The following is a 19,984-nucleotide window of genomic DNA, read 5'->3' as shown; positions in this document are numbered from 1 at the left end:
GGGGGAAGGGACTTGTGGCTCGCGCCTCGCCCGCGGCGACGGCGACGTACAGCTGGGCTGCCACGTGCTCACCACCATGGCCATGCAGGCCCTCATGCGCGGCTTCGCGAGCGAGGCCGCCGACATGGCCCAGGGCGCCTTCAACCGTGCCACGGGCCAGACGACCGCCCCCAGTGCGCCGCGATGCCGTGTCCGCACTTCGCCATCGCATATCCGGAGATACAGCGTGGCCAACTGCTCCACCTCCTAGCCAAGGCCTGAGACTTCCACGCACATCGGGCATGGCGTCCAGCCCATAGGCGGGGGCGGCCACCGGGATCCGAGTGGCCGCCCCGCCCTTGCCGAGAAGACTTACTTGCCCTTGGCGGCTTCCTTGAGCTTGGAGCCGGCAGAGACCTTGACGCTGTAGCCGGCGGGGATGGTCATCGGCTCACCCGAGGCCGGGTTGCGGCCCTCGCGCGCGGCACGGTGGGTGCGCTCGAAGGTCAAAAAGCCGGGGATGGTGACCTTCTCGTCGCCCTTGGCGACGATGTCGCCGACCGTCTCGGCGAACGCAGCCAGCACGGCGTCGGCGTCCTTACGGCTCACCTCGGCGCGGTCGGCCAGGGCGGCCACCAGTTCACTGCGGGTCATATCGGTACTCCAAATCACATGTGGGGGCGCCCCAGTCCGCCAGGGAACAGGGACAGATCAAGTCACCCATGCTGCCAGCCGCCACTGACAATGCATCGGGCAGCCGAGTCAGTAACGGCCGGCTCAAACGCCGCAAGCCACGAAGAACGTCCCACGCGCGAAGCGAGCGCGGAACGAAGAAACCGGCTCAGGCGCTGCGTCGGTGGGGGCGCCGGGCCCCGTGGGCGTGGCGCTGCACCGGTGGAGCTTGCTCCTCGCTCCAGTCCTGCTCGGCTTCTTCGGCGAAGCTCTCCGGGAAGGCGGGCGCGACGAACAGGTTCTGCCATTGCGGCGGCAGCAGACCAGCAGCCGGGCTCGCCTGGTCACCGCGATGGTTCAACTGAGTCTCGGGCATGCATCCTTCAATCACTTGGACAATCCGCGCGATCGACAGGACTGCGCGGGACGCGCTCAGCATTGCCCACGATCACACAAGTGATCAAGGAGGGCTGGCCGCGCCACGAGGGTCAGGACGAGCGCGGCCCGGCGGTGAGCAACCACGAAGTTACCCGGGCTACCGAAGTGGGGCCGCGCCGTTCCTCGTGCGCAGCCGGTGAAACGGGAGCTGGAGGACGTACCAGGGACGAACTGTAGCGGCTATGCGGACCTACACTGCTGTCGGGATTCGGTAGACGGAGACGTGAGAACGCGACTCGGCGGTGAATGCGGCGCTGGCCCAGTCCGCATGCCTGGTCTCCAGTTCGAATCCGGCCAGCTGAGCCATCAGGTCGAGTTCGGCCGGCCAGATATAGCGATGAGGGCTCCGGAACAACCGCGCCTGCTCAGTCTCATCGAAACGGAAGTGGTGCGATACCACGTGCTGGCGCAGGACGTCGTAGGTGTCCAACCCGATGTAGCCGGGTTCGGAATGCCAGACGGTGGCCATTTGGCCCGGTGGGAGTTTGCGTAGCTCGGGTACCCAGAGTTCGATCACGAACCGACCACCAGGCGCAAGATGGCGGGCAGCGTTGCGGAAGCACTGGACTTGCTCATCCTGAGTGAGCAGGTTGGAGATCGTGTTGTACACGAGGTAGACGAGGGTGTACTTCCCGGGGGCGACGGTGGTCGCCATGTCACCAATGATCACCGGGATCGTTGCTTCATCTGCCTTGGCTCGCAGTTGCTCCACCATCGGAAGCGACAGCTCGATGCCAGTGACAGAGACTCCTCGCCCGGCGAGCGGGACCGCTACCCGGCCGGTCCCGATGGCGAACTCAAGCGCTGCTCCCCCCTCGGCGAGCTGGGCGAGACGGTCCACGGTCGGCCCCAAGACCCCGGGCGCGAACATGCCGGAGCCGGGCGTGTCATAGCGCTGAGCGACATCGGCGTCCCAGATCTTCTGCTGCTGCATTCCGTCAACGCTCGCCGCTGACCCATGCGATGTCCAACGAATTTTTCGCCTGCTCCGAGGAAGGATCAGAAGGAGCCAGTCATTGTCATGCTGACACTGGTGAGCGCGTCATGTCCCAGTGCGTAGGATGATCAGGTGGACGCCGGCGCGGCGCCGATCGTGATCGAAACCGGCGGAGCAATCCAGCTGCCCGAGCAGGAAATGGGTCTTGAGTGCGGACAGATAGGCGCCGTTGATGTCGAGCGCGGTCACCTCGCGCTCGCCGGGCGGCAGTTCACGGCCGGGTCCACTTGAGGCGGGCTTCCCGCTGGATGGACGCTCGACGCTCAAGCGTCCCCCGGCCATCAGCGGCTGACACCGCCCACACCTTCTCCAGGAGGGACCGGCCTCCCGGCAGCACCCGGGGAAAGGCCCGGAAGCATGCGCGGGTGCCTGCCACCCTTCCCGGCCATAGCCCGGAGGTCTCAGAGCACGTCTCGCAGGTCCCTCAATGCCCCACGCCGTTCCGAGCGGAGCCATCTCGTTTGGCCTGGTCACCTCCCTGTGCTAGGCAGTTGCGTGCCGCGATTGCTGTCAGAGCGGTGACTCATGGCAGTTGCTTGCGCACTTCAGTCCAGGAGTTGAGCCGGTCCTTCGTCGGTCCTGACGGGATGAAGGCCATCAGCCCATCCAGGTGAGCCGTCATGTTCTTGTGTCGCCGCAGTTCGCCAATCTGTCCGGTCGGGAGGTCATGCCAGTTGGCGGACAGCGTGCCGGCCTGGCCGGGGTCGAGGGTGAGTGCTGCCAGCGTGTCGGCGGCAAGTGCTTCGGGATCCCAGTCTCGGTCGGTGCCGGGGCCGAGATGTTCGATGATCCAGGTACGTAGCGCGAAGTTCTGGCAGCTCTTTCGGGCGTCACTCCAGGAGTTGCCACCAAGAATCCGTTCGTTGGCGTTCAAGGACAGCTTGGCCCAGCGCAGCCGGACGCTTCGCGGCCCATCGGATCCGTACGCGTGGCACTGGGCGACAACTCTGATGCGCTCCAGCTCCTGGCCCTGCGGGGCGGCCGCGAAGGCTTCGAGACGATCGATTGTCCAGCTGCTGAGGTCTCGGATCGGCCGCTCGTGTTCGGCGTCGCTCAGCTCTCCTCGATTCGGACGGCGGAAAGGCCAAGGTCGACGGTAGTCATGCTGGAGGATCTCCGATCGATCTACCCGAACTTGTTCCCGGCTCCGGCCAGACTGACCCGGAGTCCTTCAATCTCGCCGAGCCAGCCCCTGAACTGCAGCGCCTGGACTCGGCTGAGACGCTGAGAGCCGATGGTCTCACTCAAGCCCGGGCCTTCATGTCTCGCAATCGTCCTGGTGCGCCTGCTCGCGGCCGGAGGGGCGATCGTAGACTCGCGCGCCATGGAAGAGATCTTCAGCATGATCTAGCGCGGGACCCTGGGCGTTCACGCCCGGGAGGAAGTGCTTCTCAAGATGGGGGTGACTCGCACGGGTGCACGGATCCGCGCTGTTGGCCTCAGTCGGGACGCTTCTGGTTCTCGATGTACTCCTTGATGATCGCCATTGATGCGCCGCCGCAGGACGCGGCGAAGTCGGACGGGGACAACAAGTGGTCGCCCCACAGGTACTTGCGGATGTGGCCGGGGAACTCCTGACGGAGCCTGCGGGCGGAGACGCCCTTGAGGGAGCCGACCAGCCGGGACAGGGAGACCTTGGGCGGGTGGTGCACGAGCAGGTGGACGTGATCGGTCTCACCGTTGAACTCCACCAACTCGGTCCCGAAGTCCGCGCACACGGCCCGCATGACTTCCTCGCAGCGTCGAAGGATCTCGTCGGTGAACGGTCCGCGCAGATGCTTGGGTGTGAAGACCAAAGGGGCGTGGTGGGTGTAGATGACCGTGCGACCCCTACGAATATGGGGGTTTGACTCCCAGCGTGGTGACATGGACCGTTACGATCGTCCGCGTGAAGCTTGTCGTGCAGGTGAAGCTGATGCCGGAGGCTGAGCAGGCTGCCGCGTTGTCGGTGACGCTGCACACGGTCAACGAGGCCGCGAACTGGGTGTCGGCGGTGGCGTTCGAGCACGGTGTCCCGCGGGAGTACGAGCTGCGCAAGCACACCTACGGTGAACTGCGGTCGCGGGGACTGGGGGCGCAGGCCGCCCAGCACGTCATCAAGAAGACCCGCGATGCCTACACGACGCTCAGGGCCAACATCCGCGCCGGGAACCTCAGCAAGCCTGGATCGAAGCGCCGTACCAAGGCCGAGTCCAAGCCGATCGCCTTCCGGCCCGAGGCCGCGCAACCGTATGACGACCGGTGTTTGAGCTGGCAGTACGACGCGCAGACCGTGAGCATTTGGACAACCTCGGGGCGCATCAAGAACGTCCGCTTCGCTTGTTCCACCGACGCGCTCAAGACGCTCCGCGACCACCGGCAGGGCGAATCGGACCTGCTCGAGCGTGACGGGGTGTTCTACCTGCTCGCGACCTGCGAGGTCCCCGAGGCCGAGCAGTACGAGCCGGATGGCTTCATCGGCGTGGACCTCGGCATCGTCAACATCGCCACCACGTCCACCGGATACCAGGCCGCCGGGCGTGGCCTGGGCCGCTACCGCAAGCGTCAACTCGCCCTGCGCAAGAAACTCCAGGCCAAGGGCACCAAGTCCGCCAAGCGGCTGTTGAAGAATCGCAACCAGCGCGAACGGCGCCACACGAAGAACCAGAACCACATCATCGCCAAGACGATCGTGACCGAGGCTGAACGCACCTCGGCCGGGATCTCCCTGGAAGTACTCAAGGGAATCCGGCAGAGGGTACGGCTCCGCAAGCCCCAACGGGTCCAACTCCACTCCTGGGCCTTTGCCCAGCTCGGAGACTTCATCGTCTACAAGGCCAAGCGGGCAGGCGTGCCTCTGGTCTTCGCTGATCCCGCCTACACCTCGCAGCAGTGCTGCCAGTGCGGCCACATCGACAAGAAGAACCGGGCAAGCCAGGCCCTCTTCATCTGTCGGAACTGCGGGGTCGTTGCCCACGCAGATCGGAATGCTTCCCACAACATCGCCCGCAAGGGCGAGGCTGTGTGGACTGCGGGGCGTGAGTCACGCGTCCCTGCCACCCCATAACGGTGTCTGGACGGAGGAGCCAACCCAGCAGCCAGTTGGGCGCTACCTCCAAGCCCGGTCCTTGAGGGCCGGGTCAAGTTGACGCTCGGAGAGATCAGCTGCCCATCGGGGGCCCTATTTTTCGTCGGGCCTGGCTATGTGGGTGAGTAGTGACAGCGCCTGTCGGTCAGTGGCGGCAGCACCCGGTCTCGTCGGGGAACGGTATCGATAAGTTTCGACACCACCTGGGTGCTTGCGGTGGGAGCATCGAAGTGCACTGCGTGGTGAGGGGGCATGGATGGCGCCGAAGACGCTGTTTGCCGTTTGGTTCGGCGTTGGTCCAACACCGGGATCGCAGGTTGGTCTCAAGCCAGTCCGCCCGTGGCCCGCAGGTTCTGGCCTGTGATCCACCCGCCGTCCGGACCCGCGAGAAACGCGACGACATCGGCCACGTCGGACGGTTGCCCCAGCCGGCCAAGGGGGGTCATACCGATGACCGCTTGGAGAGCTTGTGGGGGGTTGGCTCCATGGAGCAGGTCAGTGTCGGTCGCGCCGGGAGAGACAGTGTTGACCGTGATGCCACGTGGGCCGAGCTCCCGGGCAGCGACCGCGGTGAGCTGCTCGATCGCGCCTTTGCTGGCGGCGTACGGCCCGATGCCTGGCACGGGACGCACGGTGTTCATGGTGGAGATGTTCACGATCCGCCCGCCGTCGCGCATCTGCCTGGCTGCGTAACGCATCGTCAAGAAGACTGACCTGGTGTTGACTGCCATCACGCTGTCGAACACCTCCGCTTCGGTCTCGGCGATCGGGGCCGGGCTGAAGGACATCGCGGCGTTGTTGACCAGGATGTTCAGGCTGCCGAAATCCGCCTCGGCAGCTTCCATAAGCCGCTCCGGCGCATCCGGTTCCTTCAGGTCCAGCCGGATTGCTCGGACCTTGCCGCCGTCCGCCTGAACGACGCGGACTACGTCGGCTGCGGCTTCCTCGCTGGTGGAGTAGTTGAAGACCACGTCCGCTCCGTCGCGGCACAAGCGTTCAACAATCGCCCGGCCGATCCCTCGGGAACCGCCCGTGACGACGGCAGTCATGTCTTTGAGCATTGTTCCTCCACGCCGGCAAAAAGATGATCTGGGAACTTCGAACGTACTGGTGCCACTGCTCCTGCTGGACGGCTTTCGCCGAGCGCGATACGAACCTCGGCCACCCGTGCTCGTCCAACGAGCCTCCCCCACGGCCGCTCCCGTACCCCGAGGCGGCGTCAAAACCACCGGCATTCTCGGGCCCGCGGAGCAGGAACCGCTGCCGGAGATCACCGGCATGCGCTGTTCCTTGTCATCGGCAAAGCCACGAACCCAGCCTGCTTCACCCAGCTCCTCCGGGGGGCGATACAGCAAGTCAGTGCCGGTGGGCCGACCAGCATGATCCGCCGGACAGACCCCAGGCCAACCTTGTCGGTCAGAGAACTACCGAAAAACGATCAGGAATCAACCGGCGTGCTCACAGACACGGCACGCCTGAAATGGCTGAGCGTGAGCGTATTGCGGACGACGGGGCCGGACGCGAATTGAATGTCCTGGCGTACGCGTGCGACGCGGCCCTGCCTTTTGATCCACACGTCGGTCCTGATTGATGTAGAGGGAGGCAGATTGCGGCCTACGGACTTGTCGACCGATTCGACGTCTTTGGGCGTGAGGCGGGCCGAGACACGCACGGGCTCGTTGCCCTCGCCTACTTTGCCGCCCTGGTCGAGTACGAGACGCATGTGCTGCCGAAGCCGGTCAGCGGGGATGGCGCCCTGGGCCGTCGATGCCGGGAACTCTTGCCACGCGCCGTCCGAGCCGCGTGCCCGCCGATACGCGTGGTGCGGGGTGTGCACGACGTCTTCGGTGTACTGCTCGGTCCTGTCCGTCGTACGCCCCGTCAGGGGCCCATTGGGGTTGACCCGTCCGACCATCAGCTGACGGCGTTTCGTCCCGGACCGCGTGACGGCTCTCAGCGCCGGCGGTGGTGCGCGACGCCATGCCGGTGCCGGCCTGACTGGAGGACCGGGGCGGGGTGGGTAGCCGGAGGGCTACTGCCATCGGCAGATGCTGGATGCGGTCTTCTATGTCACTGACAACGAGATCAAGTGGCGCAGTATGCCGGTCGACTTCCCCGCCTGGGACCGCGCCTACGCGTTCTTTCGGCGGTGGCGCAAGTAAAGCGTGGCCGAGGCGTTCCACGACCGGCTGCGCGGCCTGGCCCGTGAGGCCGAGGGGCGGTCGCAGAGCCGACGACGGCGATCATCAACTCGCAGTCGGTCAGGGTGCCGCGGCACCACGGGCGGGATCGCCTGAGTACGCGTACTCACCTCCCCTGAGGTGCTCGCCCCTGCTGACGCCGGCCGGCCCTCGGCACACTGACCTTCCGCACTCCCCTACGAGAGGTCCTGATGAACTGTCCTCTGAGCCTGCGTCCCGCCACCGCGGACGACCTTTCCTGGATCCATGAACTGCGGCACCGGGTCTACGCGGAGGAGTTGGGCCAGCACGCGGCCAATGCCGAAGGGCGGCTGGTCGACGGGCTCGACGGCGACAACGTCTACCTGGTAGCGGCTCGCGGCCCGGTCCGTGTCGGGTTCGTCAGCGTGACGCCGCCCTGGGTGGGCCGGTACGGGCTCGACAAGTACCTGACCCGCGCGGAACTGCCGCTCCTGGACGAGGCCGACGTCTTCGAGGTACGCCTGCTCACCGTCGAGCCGGACGAGCGGGCCGGTGCGGCGGCTGCCCTTTTGATGTACGCGGCGCTGCGCTGGACCGCGTCCCGGGGCGGGCGGCGAGTGGTGGCGATGGGCCGCGCCGACCTGGTCGGCATGTACCGAGCAGCAGGCCTACGGTCTGTCGGCCGAACCGTCCGCAGCGGCGCGGTCGAATTCGAGGTGCTCACCGGGGAGGTGGCGGAGCTGACGCGGGGCACGACGGGCCGGCACGCCGCGACTCTGGCCCGGCTGGCGGCCGGCGTGGACTGGCGGCTGGACGTGTCGTTCGCGCCCCGGCCGGACGGCTGCGAGCACGGCGGGGCCTCGTTCACCGCGATCGGCACGGACTTCCGCAACCTGGATCGGCGGAGAAGGGTGGTCGCGGCCGACGTGCTCGACGCCTGGTTCGCGCCGGCCCCCGGTGCGCGCGCCGCGCTCGCGCAGGACGCCGGGTGGGTCGCCCGTACCTCCCCACCGACCAGTGCGGAGGGGCTGCTCGCGGAGATCGCCGCCGCCCGCGCGCTGCCCGCCGAGACGCTCACCGTCGGCGCCGGCTCCTCCGACCTGATCTTCCGGGCTTTCGGCCGGTGGTTGACACCGGCGAGCCGGGTCTTGCTGATGGACCCGGGGTACGGCGAGTACGCCCATGTCACCGAGCGGGTGATCGGCTGCCGCGTGGACCGGTTCCGGTTGCGGCGCGAGGAGGGCTGGCGGATCGATCCGCAGCGGCTGTCGGCGGTCGTTGCGGCCCAGGAATACGATCTCGTGGTCGTGGTCAACCCGAACAACCCCACCGGTCGCCACGCGCCGGCCGCCGAGCTGCGCACGGTGATCGCCGCCGCGCCGGCGCGGACCCGTTGGTGGATCGACGAGGCGTACCTCGGGTACGTGGATCCCGCCGAGTCACTCGCCTCGTTCGCCGCGACCGACCCGCGGGCCGTGGTGTGCACCTCGATGTCGAAGACGTACGCCCTGTCCGGCGTGCGGGCCGCCTACCTGGTCGCCGAGCCGGAGACGGCGGCGGAGCTGCGCCGGTGGACGCCGCCGTGGGCAGTCGGGCTCCCGGCCCAGCTCGCCGCCGTGGCCGCGCTGCGCGACCCGGCCTACTACGCCGACCGGCTGCGGCACACACAGGACCTGCGCCGGCAACTCGCCTCGGATCTGGCCGCGGTGGACGCGTCGGTGGTGGTGGAGGAGTCGGTGGCGAACTTCCTTTCGCTGACCCTGCCGGCGGCCGGACCGAGCGCCGCAGCCCTGGTCGCCGAGTGCCGACGCCACGACGTGTATCTGCGCGACCTGTCGCCGCTCTCCGCCGCCTACGAGGGCCGCACCGTGCGCGTCGCCGTCCGGGACACCGCGCAGAACACGCGCATCGTCGCCGCGTACCGGTCCGCTCTTACCGCCCTGCGCACCGCCTGCGCCGCCCCTGCCAGGTCTGCCCCCGCCGCCGGAGTCGCCAGGTGATCGGTGTGTCCTCGCTGGCACCGTGGCTGGGCGGTGCCCTGCTGGTGAGCGGTGTGGCGGTCGGGGTGTCCCGGCGGCGCGCATTGATGGTCAGGTGGTGTGCATGGGCGGTCGGCGTGCCCGTGGTGACCGCCGCGTTCTGGTGGGGGCGGCCTGGTGTCGCCCTGCTCGCCGGGGTCGTCGCGGTGATCGCGGTGCTGGAGTTCGGTGCGCTGACCCGGCTGCCGCGCATCGACCGCGCGGTGCTCGCCACGGCCGTGCCGGGCCTGATCGTCGCCGCTGCCTTGGCCCCCGACCAGACGTGGCGCATGGGCGCCGTCAGTGCGCTCGTTCTAGCCGCCCTACCGGTGGTGACCGGCGACGCCGAACAGGGCCTGCGCCGGCTCAACACCGGCCTGCTCGGGCTGGTCTGGCTCGGCACGCTGGCCGCACTGGTGCCGCTCGGGACCCTGGCGCTGGCGCTGTTCGCGGCGGTGTCGGTGGCCGACGTGGTGGCCTACTTTGCCGGGCAACGGCTGGGCGGGCCCCATCTGTCGCCGCTGTCCCCGGCGAAGCGATGGAGCGGGACGCTGTGCGGCGCGGCGGCCGGGCTCGGCGTGCTCGCGCTGCTCTCGGTGTGGAACTGGCCGGCAGCAGTCGCGGTGGCTGTGGGCGGGCCGGCGGGCGACCTGATGGAGTCCCTGGTCAAGCGGGGCGCCGGCGTGAAGGACTCGGGGCAGTGGCTGGCGGGGTCCGGGGGGTTGCTGGACCGAATCGATTCGCTCATAGGGGCGTTGGTGATCGTGATCGTGCTGGGGTGAACTGCCCGGCGGGCGTGCTGGAATGCTCGGACCGCCGGAGCCGGAGCGGCTCCGTTGCACCTACCCGAGGGAAGAACAGCCTCTCTTGGTGGACAAGAGAGGTGTCGGCGGCAGCGTGGAGTACACCCTGCTCTCCCGAACTTCACCGGCCGTGAGGGCCCAGGCCCAGCCCTCTTCAACTGGCCGTTCATCGACCGCCGAATCCGGCCCCGGTCACCACGACCATCGGACCGCCGAATCGCATCACCGGCGAACTCCCTACTATCGCTGCCACTCACTCCACCCGGTGCCGCTGGCTGCGGCCAGCTCAGTGGAAGCAGAGGCAGAACGGGTGGCCGGCCGGATCCGCGTAAACCCGCCAGTTGGCCCCAGGGCGGAGCTGATCCGTCCGCTCCAGGACACTCGCACCGAGAGCGAGCGCCCGTGTCTCCTCCCCCTCGAGATCGTCCACGTCGAAGTCCAGGTGCAGTTGCTGCGGGTGCCCCTGACCGGGCCAATCGGGAGGCCGGTAGCCGTCCACCCGCTGGCAGGCCAGCGGCGTTCCCTCGAACCCGTGCACCTCGACCCAACCGGAATCCTCCGGATCCGCGACCATCCGGCCGCCCAACAGCTCCGCATAGAACTGCGCGAGCCCGACCGGATCGGCGCAGTCCAACACGACCGCCTGCAGCTTTCGAATCACTTTTGGCACCCCTCGCTCTCTCGGCCCCTCCACAACACCCCCGTACCGAAGGGGTCGTACCCGCGGCTACGGCGGATACGCGACCATCCACACCCTCGCCGGCTGCGCGTGGATCAAGAGTGGCAGCCGCTCGACCTGATCGGAGACTTCGGCCCCGGCAAGTTCCACATGCTGATCTCCCCGGGCACCGACGTCACGATGAAGGGTTACCGCGTCCGCTGCATTTGGCACCCGAGATGTGCCCCGCGCACCCCGCTCCCGGAGCACGAACCCCAGGCCCACTACGGCTGTTCACCCTCCAAGATCTGCCATCCGTGGCTGCGGGAGGCGGTGAAGCAGTGGCTCGGCACCCAGCTCGAGGCCGGAGTCCTGGCCTCCACAGCGGGCAGGACATAACGCGTGGCGGTCCAGCTGCCGCTGCGACAACAGGAGATTCAGCCCCACCGCCATCAGCGTCGCGACGACAGTGGGCAGCCGCGCCCCACCGCGCCGCCGGTGGCGGGGGTGGCGGCGCTGGGCATCGGCTCAGGTAGGGGGCACGTGCCCTCCTTGGGTGCGCTCACGCTCGGCTTTTCCGTTGCCTCTCAGACCCGGGCCAGCCGCTCGCAAATCGCGCTCCCTCTGGAACGCGTACCGTTTGGCCACCAGAATCACGCCATGGACGCAGGACTTGCAGGACTCCTCGGTGGCGTCATCGGTGCCGCGGTCGGCGCAGTCGGCGCTACGGCATCCGCCTGGATCACCGGAAGGAAGGCAGAGCAGCAGGCCGAGATCCAGTCCGAGACGCAGTTGAGGCAAGCCCGCCTGCAGTTAAATGCTGAATGGACTCGTGCTCTTCGCGAATCGCGCAAGAGTGCCTACCTCGCCTTCGCCGAAAGTTGTCACCTGGTACACGGAACACTGAGCGAAGCAAGCCTCAAACTTGGAGGCATCGCAGCGAGCGACCCTCCCGAGGAACGCGAAGAGCGCCGCCAAGCCGCCCGCCGCCTCTGGAACGAAGCACGAACCATGAACCGCCAGCTCGATCGCCTTCAGCACATCGTTTTCATGGAAGGTCCCAGCGAGATGGGCACTGCCGCGCAAGCGGCAACAGGCGCTCTGGTGCCGCATTTCGCCGCAGTCATCGACTGGCTTCACGCGGTTGACAATGAAACAGAAACGCCGCAGCACAGCGCAAACCAGAACAGAGCGCACATCGAGGCCTACGGCAAACTCCTGGAGTTCCTCTATGCCGCCGCAGACACCACCTTGCCGGACATCCGGGACCGGTGACCTGCGGTATCGGGCGCTAGGCACCACGAAGGAGCACGCGTCGACGTCACGGCCCACAGTCGGCTGGCGCGATCCGCGTCGGCCGTCGTGGAGGGGGCGGCGACCACGTCGTCACCGACCGGCTGCAGATCCGGGCTCCGGTACCGGATGCCAGCTCCTCGGGAGGCTGCCCCCTCTCCGGCCGACCGGTTACCGTCGCCTCACCGCCGTACGTCAGCCCCACCCGGCGAGAAAGGGCCGGCACGTCCCGGTGTCAGAGCGACCGCTCCGCGCCCGCCTTGACCGAGCGCTGCGGGAACCGCAGACGTTCACGAAGCGTTCCGCGCCCGGGTGGGTCTGCCAGCCGTTTCGTATGCCGTTGTCGCGCCAGTACATGCCGAAACCGCGCGGCCCGTCGAACGTCCGAAATCGTTACGAGGTCCGGGCCGATGAAGTGCTGGAGTGCGTCAGGCTGAGCACGGCGGCGTCGCGACTCCCGTGACATCCCGGTGGCAGGGTTCTAACCTGGAGGAATGCAGGGTGATCTGATCACGCTGTGCCTCGCCGGCGACGTGATGCTCGGGCGGGGCGTCGACCAGATACTTCCGCACCCCGGTGATCCGGCTCTGGCGGAGACGTACGTCCGGGACGCCCGCTCCTACGTCGAGCTGGCGGAGGCCGCGAACGGCCCGCTTCCCCGCCCGGTCGATTTCTCCTGGCCCTGGGGGGACACGCTGCGGCTCCTCGACCGGGCCGCTTCCGACGCCGTGGTGCTCAATCTGGAGACCAGCATCACGCGGAGTGACGACTTCGCACCCGACAAGGCCGTCCACTACCGCATGCATCCCGCCAACCTGCCCTGCCTCATCTCCGCCCGCCCCGACGTCTGTGTCCTGGCGAACAATCACATCCTCGACTTCGGCCGCCGGGGGCTCGCGGAGACCCTCGAGGCGCTGGCCGGCGCTGGCATCGCCTCAGCGGGTGCGGGACACGACGCGCACGCGGCCCGGCAGCCGGCGATCATCCCCGTCAAGGGCGGCCGGCGAATCCTGGTCCACTCCTTCGGCATGCCGTCCAGCGGAATCCCGCCGAGCTGGGCCGCCGCGGTGGACCGAAGCGGGATCGACTACGTGGCCGAGGCGTCGGACGCCGCAGCGGTTGCGGTGGTCACCCGGATCCGGCAGGTGAAACGACCGGGAGACATCGTCATCACCTCGATCCACTGGGGTTCCAACTGGGGCTACTCCGTTCCGCGCGACCAGGTTCGCTTCGCACACGCACTCGTCGACGGAGGCGCGGACGTCGTCCACGGACACTCCTCGCACCATCCCCGGCCGCTTGAGCTGTATCGGGGAAAGCTCATCACCTACGGCTGCGGCGACCTGGTCAACGACTACGAGGGCATCTCGGGGTACGAGAGCTACCGCGACGACCTGCGGCTGCTCTACTCCCCTTCCTTGGAGCCGTGCACCGGCAGACTTCGCGAACTGCGCCTCACGCCCTTCCAGACCCGGCGGATGCGGCTTCGGAGGGCGTCGGCGAAGGACTGCCAGTTCCTTCAGGACCTCCTGGGCCGGATCAGCCGCGGCTTCGGCTCACGCATCGCGTACGACCCGGACGGCTTCCTCACCCTCGGCGTCGACGGGTCACCCGTCCAAAACGGCGGTCGGCCGGCATAAGCCCGTCAGAGACGACGGTGTCCGGCTCACCGTCCGGCCCAGCGTAGCCGCGGCCCGGGCGAACCTCGTAGCGTCGACGACGGCCGCAGCGCCCAGGTCGTTGTTGAAGTACACGTACACGTCGTCCCGGTCCGTCCAGGCGTCGGCGATGCGTCCGGCCCAGGACTTCAAGGCCTGCCGGCCGTAGCGGGGCGGGGGCTGGGCGATGCCGCCGTGGAAGCGCACGTACCCCCAGGACGCGGTACGCCACAGCGGCGTCACGGGCCGTGATCCCCGGTCCGCCCAGCACAGCGCACTGCCGTGCCGCTCAAGTACCGCCCGAAGCTCCCGCCCCGCGTCCCACCAGGAGCTGTGGCGCAGTTCAACGGCCACCCGGACCGTGCTTGAAAAGCAGCTCAGGCACGCATCCAGCACCCCGACGTCCTCCCGGAGGTGGGGCGGCAATTGCAGCAGTACGGGCCCCAGGCGGTCACCAAGGCCCTCGGCACGGTCCAGCAGACGGTGCACCGGCTCCTCAGGGTCGCGCAGCCTCTTCATATGGGTGAGGTAGCGGCTGGCCTTGACCGCCATGACGAACCCCTCAGGCGTCCGCTCCCGCCAGGACTCGAAGATCTCCTTCGTCGGAAGCCGGTAGAAGGCGTTGTTGTTCTCGACGGTCGCGAATCGCCGGGCGTACTCGTCCAGCCACAGTCGCTGCGCCAGGCCGGTCGGGTAGAGAGCGCCGCGCCAGTCCTCGTACTGCCACCCCGAGGTTCCGACGAGCATGGGCATGCACGACCCCTACCCGCGGGAAATGGGTATATCCGTAGTGGAACGTGCTGAAATCGACGTATGAGCCCGTACGGAGGGATTCTGGAAACTGCCGAAATCAGAGAGACCGGAGCCTGAGGAGGCGCGTCATGAACCACGCCGAAGAGTGGAAGGTCGGCGTCTACCTGACCGAGGAGGACGGCATCACCAAAGCCCGGGCAGTGCTCGGCGACGGGAAAACGCAGATGGTCGGACGAGGCAAGGCGCGCTGCAATCCCCAGGACGTGGAAATCCCCGCCATAGGGGACGAACTCGCGGCGAGCCGGGCTATGCGCGACCTGGCCGGACAGCTGATGCACGCCGCCGACCGGGACCTGGCGGCGGCGGGCGCCGTACCCGATCTGCCGCGCACCACCTACGGCTAGTCGGATGACGCGGGCCCGACCAGGCAGGCGCCGCGCCGCCACGACTGAGCCTCGTAGCCTTCCGGCATGCACGATCCCGCGGCACCGGGAACGATGACGCGGGCTTCGCGCAGCGCCATGTGCGAGATGTTCAACGGGGCCGCGCACGCCTTCGCCCTGATCCGCAAGGAGGGCACCGCCTCCGCGTTGCTCGCCTTGCTGCGGGCCGACTGACTCGTCGCGATAGCCCCGGCAGTTCACCAGACAGCCGACCATCTGCGGAGCGGACGCTGCACCAAGCGCGTCGTCTCCTACCTCGGCATGCAGGTGGCTGGCACGCCGACCTTCCTCAGCAGCGCCGAGGTGCAGGATGTCAGCCCGCAACTGCTCAGCCACTACTTCGAGCTGATGCGCCACCGCCTGGCCAAGGACAGCGCTAGAAGGATCTGACGGGCGTGATCGACCTGCTGATGCACTGACCAGCCACTTGCTGCCACAGAAGCGCCCATGCTGGTCACAGTCCTCAACCCGACACCGTGGACCAGCACTTTCACCACGCCTCCTTCGAGGATGCCCCGTGCTTCAGCGCGGGGAGGAATCGAAGCTCCCGCGTCGCGGGGCCACGTGCGGGGTTTCGCCCTCTGGGCGAAAGACCGTGCCTGGGCGTCACGTTTGATCTCCTCAGTCGTACTACGTTGTTCTGCGTGAAGATTGTCGTGCAGGTGAAGCTGTTGCCTGCGTCCGCTCATGACGCGGACGCACTGGCAGCGACCCTGCGTGCCTGCAACCGGGCCGCGAACGTTGCGTCCCAGGTGGCGCTCCGTACGGGCAAAGACCGTCGGAACGTGCTGCAAGAGGCTGTGTATTACCGGCTCAAGGCAGACTTTGACCTCGGCGCACAGCCTGCGGTCCGCGTGGTGAAGAAGGTCTGTGACGCCTACGCCACGCTCAGGGCGAACCTGAAGGCCGGGAACTACGGCAGGGAAGGTTCCAAGCGGCGGGTCAAGACCGAGTCCAAGCCCATCATGTTCCGCGAGGACGCCGCCCAGCCGTACGACGACCGCATCCTGACGTGGAACCTCGACCGGCGGACCGTGTCCATCTGGACACTGGCCGGACGGCTCAAAGGCGTCCCGTTCGTCTGCTCGCCCGGGGCCATGAAGCTGCTCGGCTCCCGCAAGGGCGAATCCGACCTGGTGATGCGAGACGGCATGTTCTTCCTCATCGCCACCATCGACGTGCCCGAGCCAGAGGTGTACGAGCCGGATGGCTTCCTCGGCGTGGATCTCGGGATCGTCAACATCGCCACCACGTCGGACGGGCAGATCATGTCCGGCCGTCAGGTGAACCGCTACCGGCAGCGGCAGCGGGACCTGCGCACCAAGTTGCAGAAGAAGCGCACCAAGTCCGCCAAGCGGCGGCTGAAGAACGTCCGGCGCCGTGAGGCCCGGTACGCGACCCAGCGCAACCACATCATCGCCAAGAAACTCGTGCACACCGCTCAACGCACCTCGCGGGGTGTCGCCCTGGAAGACCTGGGCGGTATCCGGCAGAGGGTTACGGCCAGGAAAGACCAGCGGGCACGACTGCACGCCTGGGCATTCGCCCAACTCGGCGCCTTTGTCGAGTACAAGGCACGGCGAGCGGGGGTGCCCGTGGTCCACGTGGACCCCCGCAACACCTCCCGTCAGTGCTCGGTGTGCTGGCACACCCACCGCACCAATCGTGTGGATCAAGCACGGTTCGCCTGCCGGTCCTGCGGGACCGTCCTGCACGCGGACCACAACGGCTCCCGCAACATCGCCCACCGAGGCGAGGCTGTGTGGCAGCGGGGCGCAGTCAAACGCCCCCGAACTACCGCAACGTAGTTCCGGATGCAGGGGACCACGCGGCAGCCGGCCGCGCTCCACTTGCAATCTCAGCTCCATCGGATCGGGCGACAGGCTCGGTCCTTCAGGGCCGAGAATTTGACAACACGCTCTGGCCCTCACGTTCACAGCGGGCCCGCGTGCCGGGCCGAACACCGCTGCTGTGACCTGCACTTGCAGTCAACGTCCGCCCCGCCCAACATTCCTGAGATGACTTGGTTCGAGTCGAACCCACTCGTCATTAGAGAGATCACCCTGTAGTACCTGCTGCGATGCTCGGGCGGCAGCTGAATCCCAGGCGATGGCTAGGCCACCGCCACCCGCGCGGGCGCCCGGAAGGACAGCAGGCCGAGCATCGGCGGCTCCGCTCCTTCTGCCAGGGGCCGGACGTGCGGCAGGGTGCGTGCCGCGACACGCAGTGCCACGGCTGCCTCCGTGCGGGCCAGTGACGCGCCCGGGCAGCGGTGCCGGCCGACGCCGAAGGCGAGGTGGTGGCGGATGTTGGAGCGGGAAGGACACATCCGCTCCGGCTCGGTGAAGACGTCTGGATCAGATCCGCTGCCCATGAGCATCAGCAGCAGCTGCGCGCCGGCGGGCAGAGTTACCCCTGCCAGGTCCACCGGTCGTGCGGTGACTCTGCGCCATGTGGTCACTGGTGGTTCGCGCCGGATTACCTCTTCCACCCATGCCTCGGCCAGGGTGGCCTCGTGCGTAACGCGTGGCCACAGCCCGGGTTCCGCCAGTGCCCGTCGCAGGACGGTGGCGATGAGTTGTCCCGTGGTGGACTGCCCGGCGATAAAGACGAAGAAGCATGCGCTGACCGCCGTGGCGGGGTCCAGCAGCGTTCCGTCCGGCAGCCGGTGGCGGGCCAGTGCCGCGATGAAGGAGTCGGTGGGGGCGGTGCCGCTGTTCGCGGTCCGGGTCAGCCACTGGTGGAACTCGCCGACCAGTTCTGCCAGTTCAAGTTGCCGCTCAAGGGTGGGTCTGCCCCAGAACAGCTCCAGTGAGGCGTCGCTCCAGCGGATCAGTGTGGCCCGGTCGATGCCGTCGATGCCGAGGAGCTGCATCAGCACGCGGCAGGGCAGGATCTGGGCGAAGGAGGTGAACAGGTCGTATTCGCCGTCGGCGTCGATCCGCGCCCGCGCGTCGTCGAGCAGGTCCTGGGCGATGCGCTCGATGACCGGTATGGCGGCCGTGACGCGCCGGGCGTTGAAGAATCCTGAGACCACGCGGCGCAGGCCGGGGTGGCTGTCGGTGCCGTTGTTGGCGAGGGCCGGCGGGAGCTGGAAGCCGGCTTTGGCGAGAACACGCAGCACGGCCATGGGCAGCCGTGTGGCGGCGTGCTGGGCGTTGTCCGGGTGGAAGGCGGCCGGGTCGAGCAGCACCTGGCGTATGTCCCGGTGTCGGCTGACCAGCCACAGTCCGGTCCTGGGGTCATGGTGGACGGGCGCCTGGGCGCGCAGTGTGTCCAGCCAGGGGTACGGGTCGCGGACGAAGTCGTCGGCGAAGAGGTCCACGAGGTCCAGCGGATGGTGTGTGTCGGGCGACGTGGATCCGGCCGCCGGATCGTGTGGGTCGACAGTTCCGGAACCGGTCCCAGGTGTGGTTACGTCCAGTGCCGGGATGATCACGCTTGGACGCTAACACGTGTACTGCCTGGGCTTGCCGGCATGTGTGCGGCATCACGCGGACACACAGCAGCACCCAGCGGGTGACTGAATCCTCGTATGCATAGTTGTTTTCGGTCTTCGGTCGGCGGTGAGGTCGGGGAGCGGCACTCCCATCAGCATCTGGTTCCGGTCCGCCATGCCTCCCCGAACGGAGAAGAATCGGAACATGAACATCCGCAAAGGCCGGGCAATCTCCTGGCGCGGGCGGACCGTATATACGGGTATGCAGGGATTCCGGTTCTCAGGAGGCCGCCTTCCGGACGAGGCTCTGTTGTCCGGACTGGCCTCCGGTGACCCGGAGCTCACCGTCACGTTCGTAAGGAGGTTCCAGCACACGGTCTTCGGTGTCGCCATCGCCGTCATCGGGGATCCGCAGCTCGCCGAGGACATCGCCCAGCAGACGTTCGAGCGTGCATGGCGTCATGCGCAGATGTACGACTCGCGCCGCGGTTCGGTGACGACCTGGCTGACGGCCATCGCCCACAACCTCGCCATCGACGCCGTCCGCTCGCGGCGGCCGGAGCCGGTGGCGCCCGAAGACCTCGACGCCCTCCTGGGCGTCGTCAGCGAGACTCCCGAGCAGCACGCGCTGGCCGACGAGGCGTCGACCCGGCTGCGGGCCGCCGTGGCGAAGCTGCCGCGCGAACAGGGCCGTGCCCTGGTGATGGCGGGTATCTACGGAATGACGGGCCAGCAGATCGCCGACTGGGAGAAGATCCCGCTGGGAACCGCCAAGACGCGTATCAGGACAGCGATGGGAAAGCTGCGGACCACGCTCGATTCCCCGAAGCGAGGCAACCATGTCGAGTGACGTGACCTGCGAGAAGCTGCGGGAGGTCGGCGCCGAGCTGGCTCTCGGCGTGCTGCCCGGCCGCGAGCGGGCCGCTGCGGTCGCCCATCTGGACCGCTGTGCGGACTGCCGGGAATACATCGAGCAGCTGACCCTCGTGGGCGACGGGCTGATCGGCCTGCTGCCGGGCAGCGAGCCGCCGGGCGGGTTCGAGACCCGGGTGACGCAGGCGCTGACGCAGGCGGCGCCTGCGCGCGAGGGTCGCAGTCAGGCCCGCGGGTCCGGCATCCCCCGCATGGGCCTGGGCGGCCGGGTACGACTGCGGGCCGTCTCCGCGGCGGCCGCGCTCGTACTCGCCGTCGGGTTCGGCGGCTGGGCGGTCGGCACCGTGATCCAGGAGGCCACGGTCGGCTCATCCCGGTCCACCGAGAACCAGGCGGGCCTGTTGGAGGGCGAACTGACCTCGGCACAGGCCCCCAAGAGGCCGACCGGCGATATCTACGCCCACCCCGGGTCTCCGGGCTGGATCTACATGTCCGTCAATCTCGCCGCAGCAGGCACTCCGTACAGTGGCAAGGTCTCCTGCATCCTGGAGCGCAGCGACGGCACGAGGGTTCGCGTCGGCACCTTCACCGTGCATGAGGGCTATGGATTCTGGGGTGGCCCGGCCTCCGTCGACGCCTCAACGCTCTCCGGCGCACGGCTGACGTCGCCCGACGGCACCGTGCTTGCCACAGCCCACTTCGACACGGACGCCCCGACCTGACCCGGCAAG

General features: G+C 67.9%; 23 protein-coding genes and 2 pseudogenes. 14 read left to right on the top strand and 11 right to left on the bottom strand.

Translation table 11 applies throughout. The features are described 5' to 3' along the window. Positions 1 to 22: 22 nt before the first annotated feature. A pseudogene (locus OHO83_RS45520) lies at positions 23 to 184 on the top strand (sporulation protein); the annotation flags it as partial. 167 nt (positions 185 to 351) lie between these two features. On the opposite strand, the gene OHO83_RS45515 reads toward OHO83_RS45520, so the two are convergent. The 6 genes and pseudogenes from OHO83_RS45515 to tnpA all read right to left on the bottom strand — a co-directional run bounded on the left by OHO83_RS45515 (position 352) and on the right by tnpA (position 3,954). Beyond that, entirely contained in the window at positions 352 to 633 is a 282-nt protein-coding gene (locus OHO83_RS45515; protein ID WP_266681582.1) for an HU family DNA-binding protein, read from the bottom strand. A 187-nt stretch (positions 634 to 820) separates the two neighbouring features. Next, a complete protein-coding gene (locus OHO83_RS45510; protein ID WP_266681580.1) occupies positions 821 to 1,027 on the bottom strand; it encodes a hypothetical protein in 207 nt (68 codons plus the stop codon). A 252-nt stretch (positions 1,028 to 1,279) separates the two neighbouring features. Continuing rightward, positions 1,280 to 2,023: a class I SAM-dependent methyltransferase gene (locus OHO83_RS45505; RefSeq protein WP_266681578.1), complete on the bottom strand. Its 744-nt coding sequence runs from the start codon at positions 2,021 to 2,023 to the stop codon at positions 1,280 to 1,282. A gap of 129 nt (positions 2,024 to 2,152) precedes the next feature. After that, positions 2,153 to 2,327: pseudogene (locus tag OHO83_RS45500) on the bottom strand (transcriptional regulator); the annotation flags it as partial. A gap of 282 nt (positions 2,328 to 2,609) precedes the next feature. Continuing rightward, positions 2,610 to 2,960, bottom strand: a complete 351-nt coding sequence (locus tag OHO83_RS45495; RefSeq protein ID WP_266681576.1) for a hypothetical protein — start codon at positions 2,958 to 2,960, stop codon at positions 2,610 to 2,612. Between the two features lie 565 nt (positions 2,961 to 3,525). After that, positions 3,526 to 3,954 carry an IS200/IS605 family transposase gene (gene tnpA / locus OHO83_RS45490; RefSeq protein ID WP_266681574.1) on the bottom strand — a complete coding sequence of 143 codons (429 nt, stop codon included), beginning with the start codon at positions 3,952 to 3,954 and terminating at the stop codon, positions 3,526 to 3,528. Between the two features lie 47 nt (positions 3,955 to 4,001). Here tnpA and OHO83_RS45485 point away from each other — a divergent pair, with 47 nt between their 5' ends. Next, positions 4,002 to 5,132 (top strand): RNA-guided endonuclease InsQ/TnpB family protein, encoded by a 1,131-nt coding sequence (locus OHO83_RS45485; protein WP_266681821.1) that lies wholly within the window; start codon positions 4,002 to 4,004, stop codon positions 5,130 to 5,132. Positions 5,133 to 5,476: 344 nt separating this feature from the next. Here OHO83_RS45485 and OHO83_RS45480 read toward each other — a convergent pair whose 3' ends face one another. Both OHO83_RS45480 and OHO83_RS45475 read right to left on the bottom strand, forming a co-directional pair. Next, the gene (locus tag OHO83_RS45480) at positions 5,477 to 6,214 is read right to left on the bottom strand and encodes a glucose 1-dehydrogenase (protein WP_266681572.1); all 738 of its coding nucleotides are present in this window, start codon (positions 6,212 to 6,214) and stop codon (positions 5,477 to 5,479) included. Between the two features lie 377 nt (positions 6,215 to 6,591). Then, on the bottom strand, positions 6,592 to 7,068 hold the full coding sequence (locus OHO83_RS45475) for a hypothetical protein (protein ID WP_266681570.1): 477 nt from the start codon (positions 7,066 to 7,068) through the stop codon (positions 6,592 to 6,594). Positions 7,069 to 7,201: 133 nt separating this feature from the next. On the opposite strand from OHO83_RS45475, the gene OHO83_RS45470 reads away from it, so the two are divergent. The 3 genes from OHO83_RS45470 to OHO83_RS45460 all read left to right on the top strand — a co-directional run bounded on the left by OHO83_RS45470 (position 7,202) and on the right by OHO83_RS45460 (position 10,115). Continuing rightward, positions 7,202 to 7,315: a transposase gene (locus OHO83_RS45470; RefSeq protein WP_323187166.1), complete on the top strand. Its 114-nt coding sequence runs from the start codon at positions 7,202 to 7,204 to the stop codon at positions 7,313 to 7,315. Between the two features lie 230 nt (positions 7,316 to 7,545). Beyond that, positions 7,546 to 9,315, top strand: a complete 1,770-nt coding sequence (locus OHO83_RS45465; RefSeq protein WP_266681568.1) for a histidinol-phosphate aminotransferase family protein — start codon at positions 7,546 to 7,548, stop codon at positions 9,313 to 9,315. Further along, the gene (locus OHO83_RS45460) at positions 9,312 to 10,115 is read left to right on the top strand and encodes a phosphatidate cytidylyltransferase (protein ID WP_266681566.1); all 804 of its coding nucleotides are present in this window, start codon (positions 9,312 to 9,314) and stop codon (positions 10,113 to 10,115) included. Before OHO83_RS45465 ends, OHO83_RS45460 begins: the two co-directional genes overlap by 4 nt. Before the next feature lie 307 nt (positions 10,116 to 10,422). Here OHO83_RS45460 and OHO83_RS45455 read toward each other — a convergent pair whose 3' ends face one another. After that, the gene (locus OHO83_RS45455) at positions 10,423 to 10,797 is read right to left on the bottom strand and encodes a VOC family protein (protein ID WP_266681819.1); all 375 of its coding nucleotides are present in this window, start codon (positions 10,795 to 10,797) and stop codon (positions 10,423 to 10,425) included. A gap of 108 nt (positions 10,798 to 10,905) precedes the next feature. On the opposite strand from OHO83_RS45455, the gene OHO83_RS45450 reads away from it, so the two are divergent. The 3 genes from OHO83_RS45450 (at position 10,906) to OHO83_RS45440 (ending at position 13,727) form a co-directional block, all read left to right on the top strand. After that, positions 10,906 to 11,193 carry a hypothetical protein gene (locus OHO83_RS45450; RefSeq protein ID WP_266681564.1) on the top strand — a complete coding sequence of 96 codons (288 nt, stop codon included), beginning with the start codon at positions 10,906 to 10,908 and terminating at the stop codon, positions 11,191 to 11,193. Between the two features lie 3 nt (positions 11,194 to 11,196). Next, entirely contained in the window at positions 11,197 to 12,069 is an 873-nt protein-coding gene (locus OHO83_RS45445) for a hypothetical protein (RefSeq protein ID WP_266681562.1), read from the top strand. A gap of 512 nt (positions 12,070 to 12,581) precedes the next feature. Further along, positions 12,582 to 13,727: a CapA family protein gene (locus tag OHO83_RS45440; protein ID WP_266681560.1), complete on the top strand. Its 1,146-nt coding sequence runs from the start codon at positions 12,582 to 12,584 to the stop codon at positions 13,725 to 13,727. On the opposite strand, the gene OHO83_RS45435 is transcribed toward OHO83_RS45440, so the two are convergent. Next, a complete protein-coding gene (locus OHO83_RS45435) occupies positions 13,695 to 14,498 on the bottom strand; it encodes a DUF72 domain-containing protein (RefSeq protein ID WP_266681558.1) in 804 nt (267 codons plus the stop codon). The two genes, OHO83_RS45440 and OHO83_RS45435, sit on opposite strands and share 33 nt — an antisense overlap. Positions 14,499 to 14,626: 128 nt before the next feature. On the opposite strand from OHO83_RS45435, the gene OHO83_RS45430 reads away from it, so the two are divergent. The 4 genes from OHO83_RS45430 (at position 14,627) to OHO83_RS45415 (ending at position 16,749) form a co-directional block, all read left to right on the top strand. Continuing rightward, the gene (locus OHO83_RS45430; protein WP_266681556.1) at positions 14,627 to 14,902 is read left to right on the top strand and encodes a DUF1876 domain-containing protein; all 276 of its coding nucleotides are present in this window, start codon (positions 14,627 to 14,629) and stop codon (positions 14,900 to 14,902) included. 66 nt (positions 14,903 to 14,968) lie between these two features. Then, positions 14,969 to 15,115, top strand: a complete 147-nt coding sequence (locus OHO83_RS45425; protein WP_323187165.1) for a hypothetical protein — start codon at positions 14,969 to 14,971, stop codon at positions 15,113 to 15,115. An 87-nt stretch (positions 15,116 to 15,202) separates the two neighbouring features. Then, positions 15,203 to 15,331, top strand: coding sequence for a hypothetical protein (locus OHO83_RS45420; protein ID WP_323187164.1), 129 nt, complete (start codon positions 15,203 to 15,205; stop codon positions 15,329 to 15,331). A 254-nt stretch (positions 15,332 to 15,585) separates the two neighbouring features. Further along, a complete protein-coding gene (locus tag OHO83_RS45415; RefSeq protein WP_266681554.1) occupies positions 15,586 to 16,749 on the top strand; it encodes an RNA-guided endonuclease InsQ/TnpB family protein in 1,164 nt (387 codons plus the stop codon). 305 nt (positions 16,750 to 17,054) lie between these two features. Here OHO83_RS45415 and OHO83_RS45410 read toward each other — a convergent pair whose 3' ends face one another. Beyond that, a complete protein-coding gene (locus OHO83_RS45410) occupies positions 17,055 to 18,266 on the bottom strand; it encodes a cytochrome P450 (RefSeq protein WP_330280686.1) in 1,212 nt (403 codons plus the stop codon). Between the two features lie 376 nt (positions 18,267 to 18,642). Between OHO83_RS45410 and OHO83_RS45405 the strand changes: the two genes are divergently transcribed. Together OHO83_RS45405 and OHO83_RS45400 are read left to right on the top strand one after the other, a co-directional pair. Next, on the top strand, positions 18,643 to 19,230 hold the full coding sequence (locus OHO83_RS45405) for an RNA polymerase sigma factor (protein WP_266681817.1): 588 nt from the start codon (positions 18,643 to 18,645) through the stop codon (positions 19,228 to 19,230). Beyond that, on the top strand, positions 19,220 to 19,975 hold the full coding sequence (locus tag OHO83_RS45400; protein WP_266681550.1) for an anti-sigma factor family protein: 756 nt from the start codon (positions 19,220 to 19,222) through the stop codon (positions 19,973 to 19,975). The genes OHO83_RS45405 and OHO83_RS45400 overlap by 11 nt, the downstream gene beginning before the upstream one ends. The last annotated feature ends 9 nt before the right edge of the window (positions 19,976 to 19,984 follow it).

It is taken from the genome of Streptomyces sp. NBC_00569 (assembly GCF_036345255.1).
Taxonomy (GTDB): Bacteria; Actinomycetota; Actinomycetes; order Streptomycetales; family Streptomycetaceae; genus Streptomyces.
This window is presented reverse-complemented; position numbering and strand designations above follow the sequence as displayed.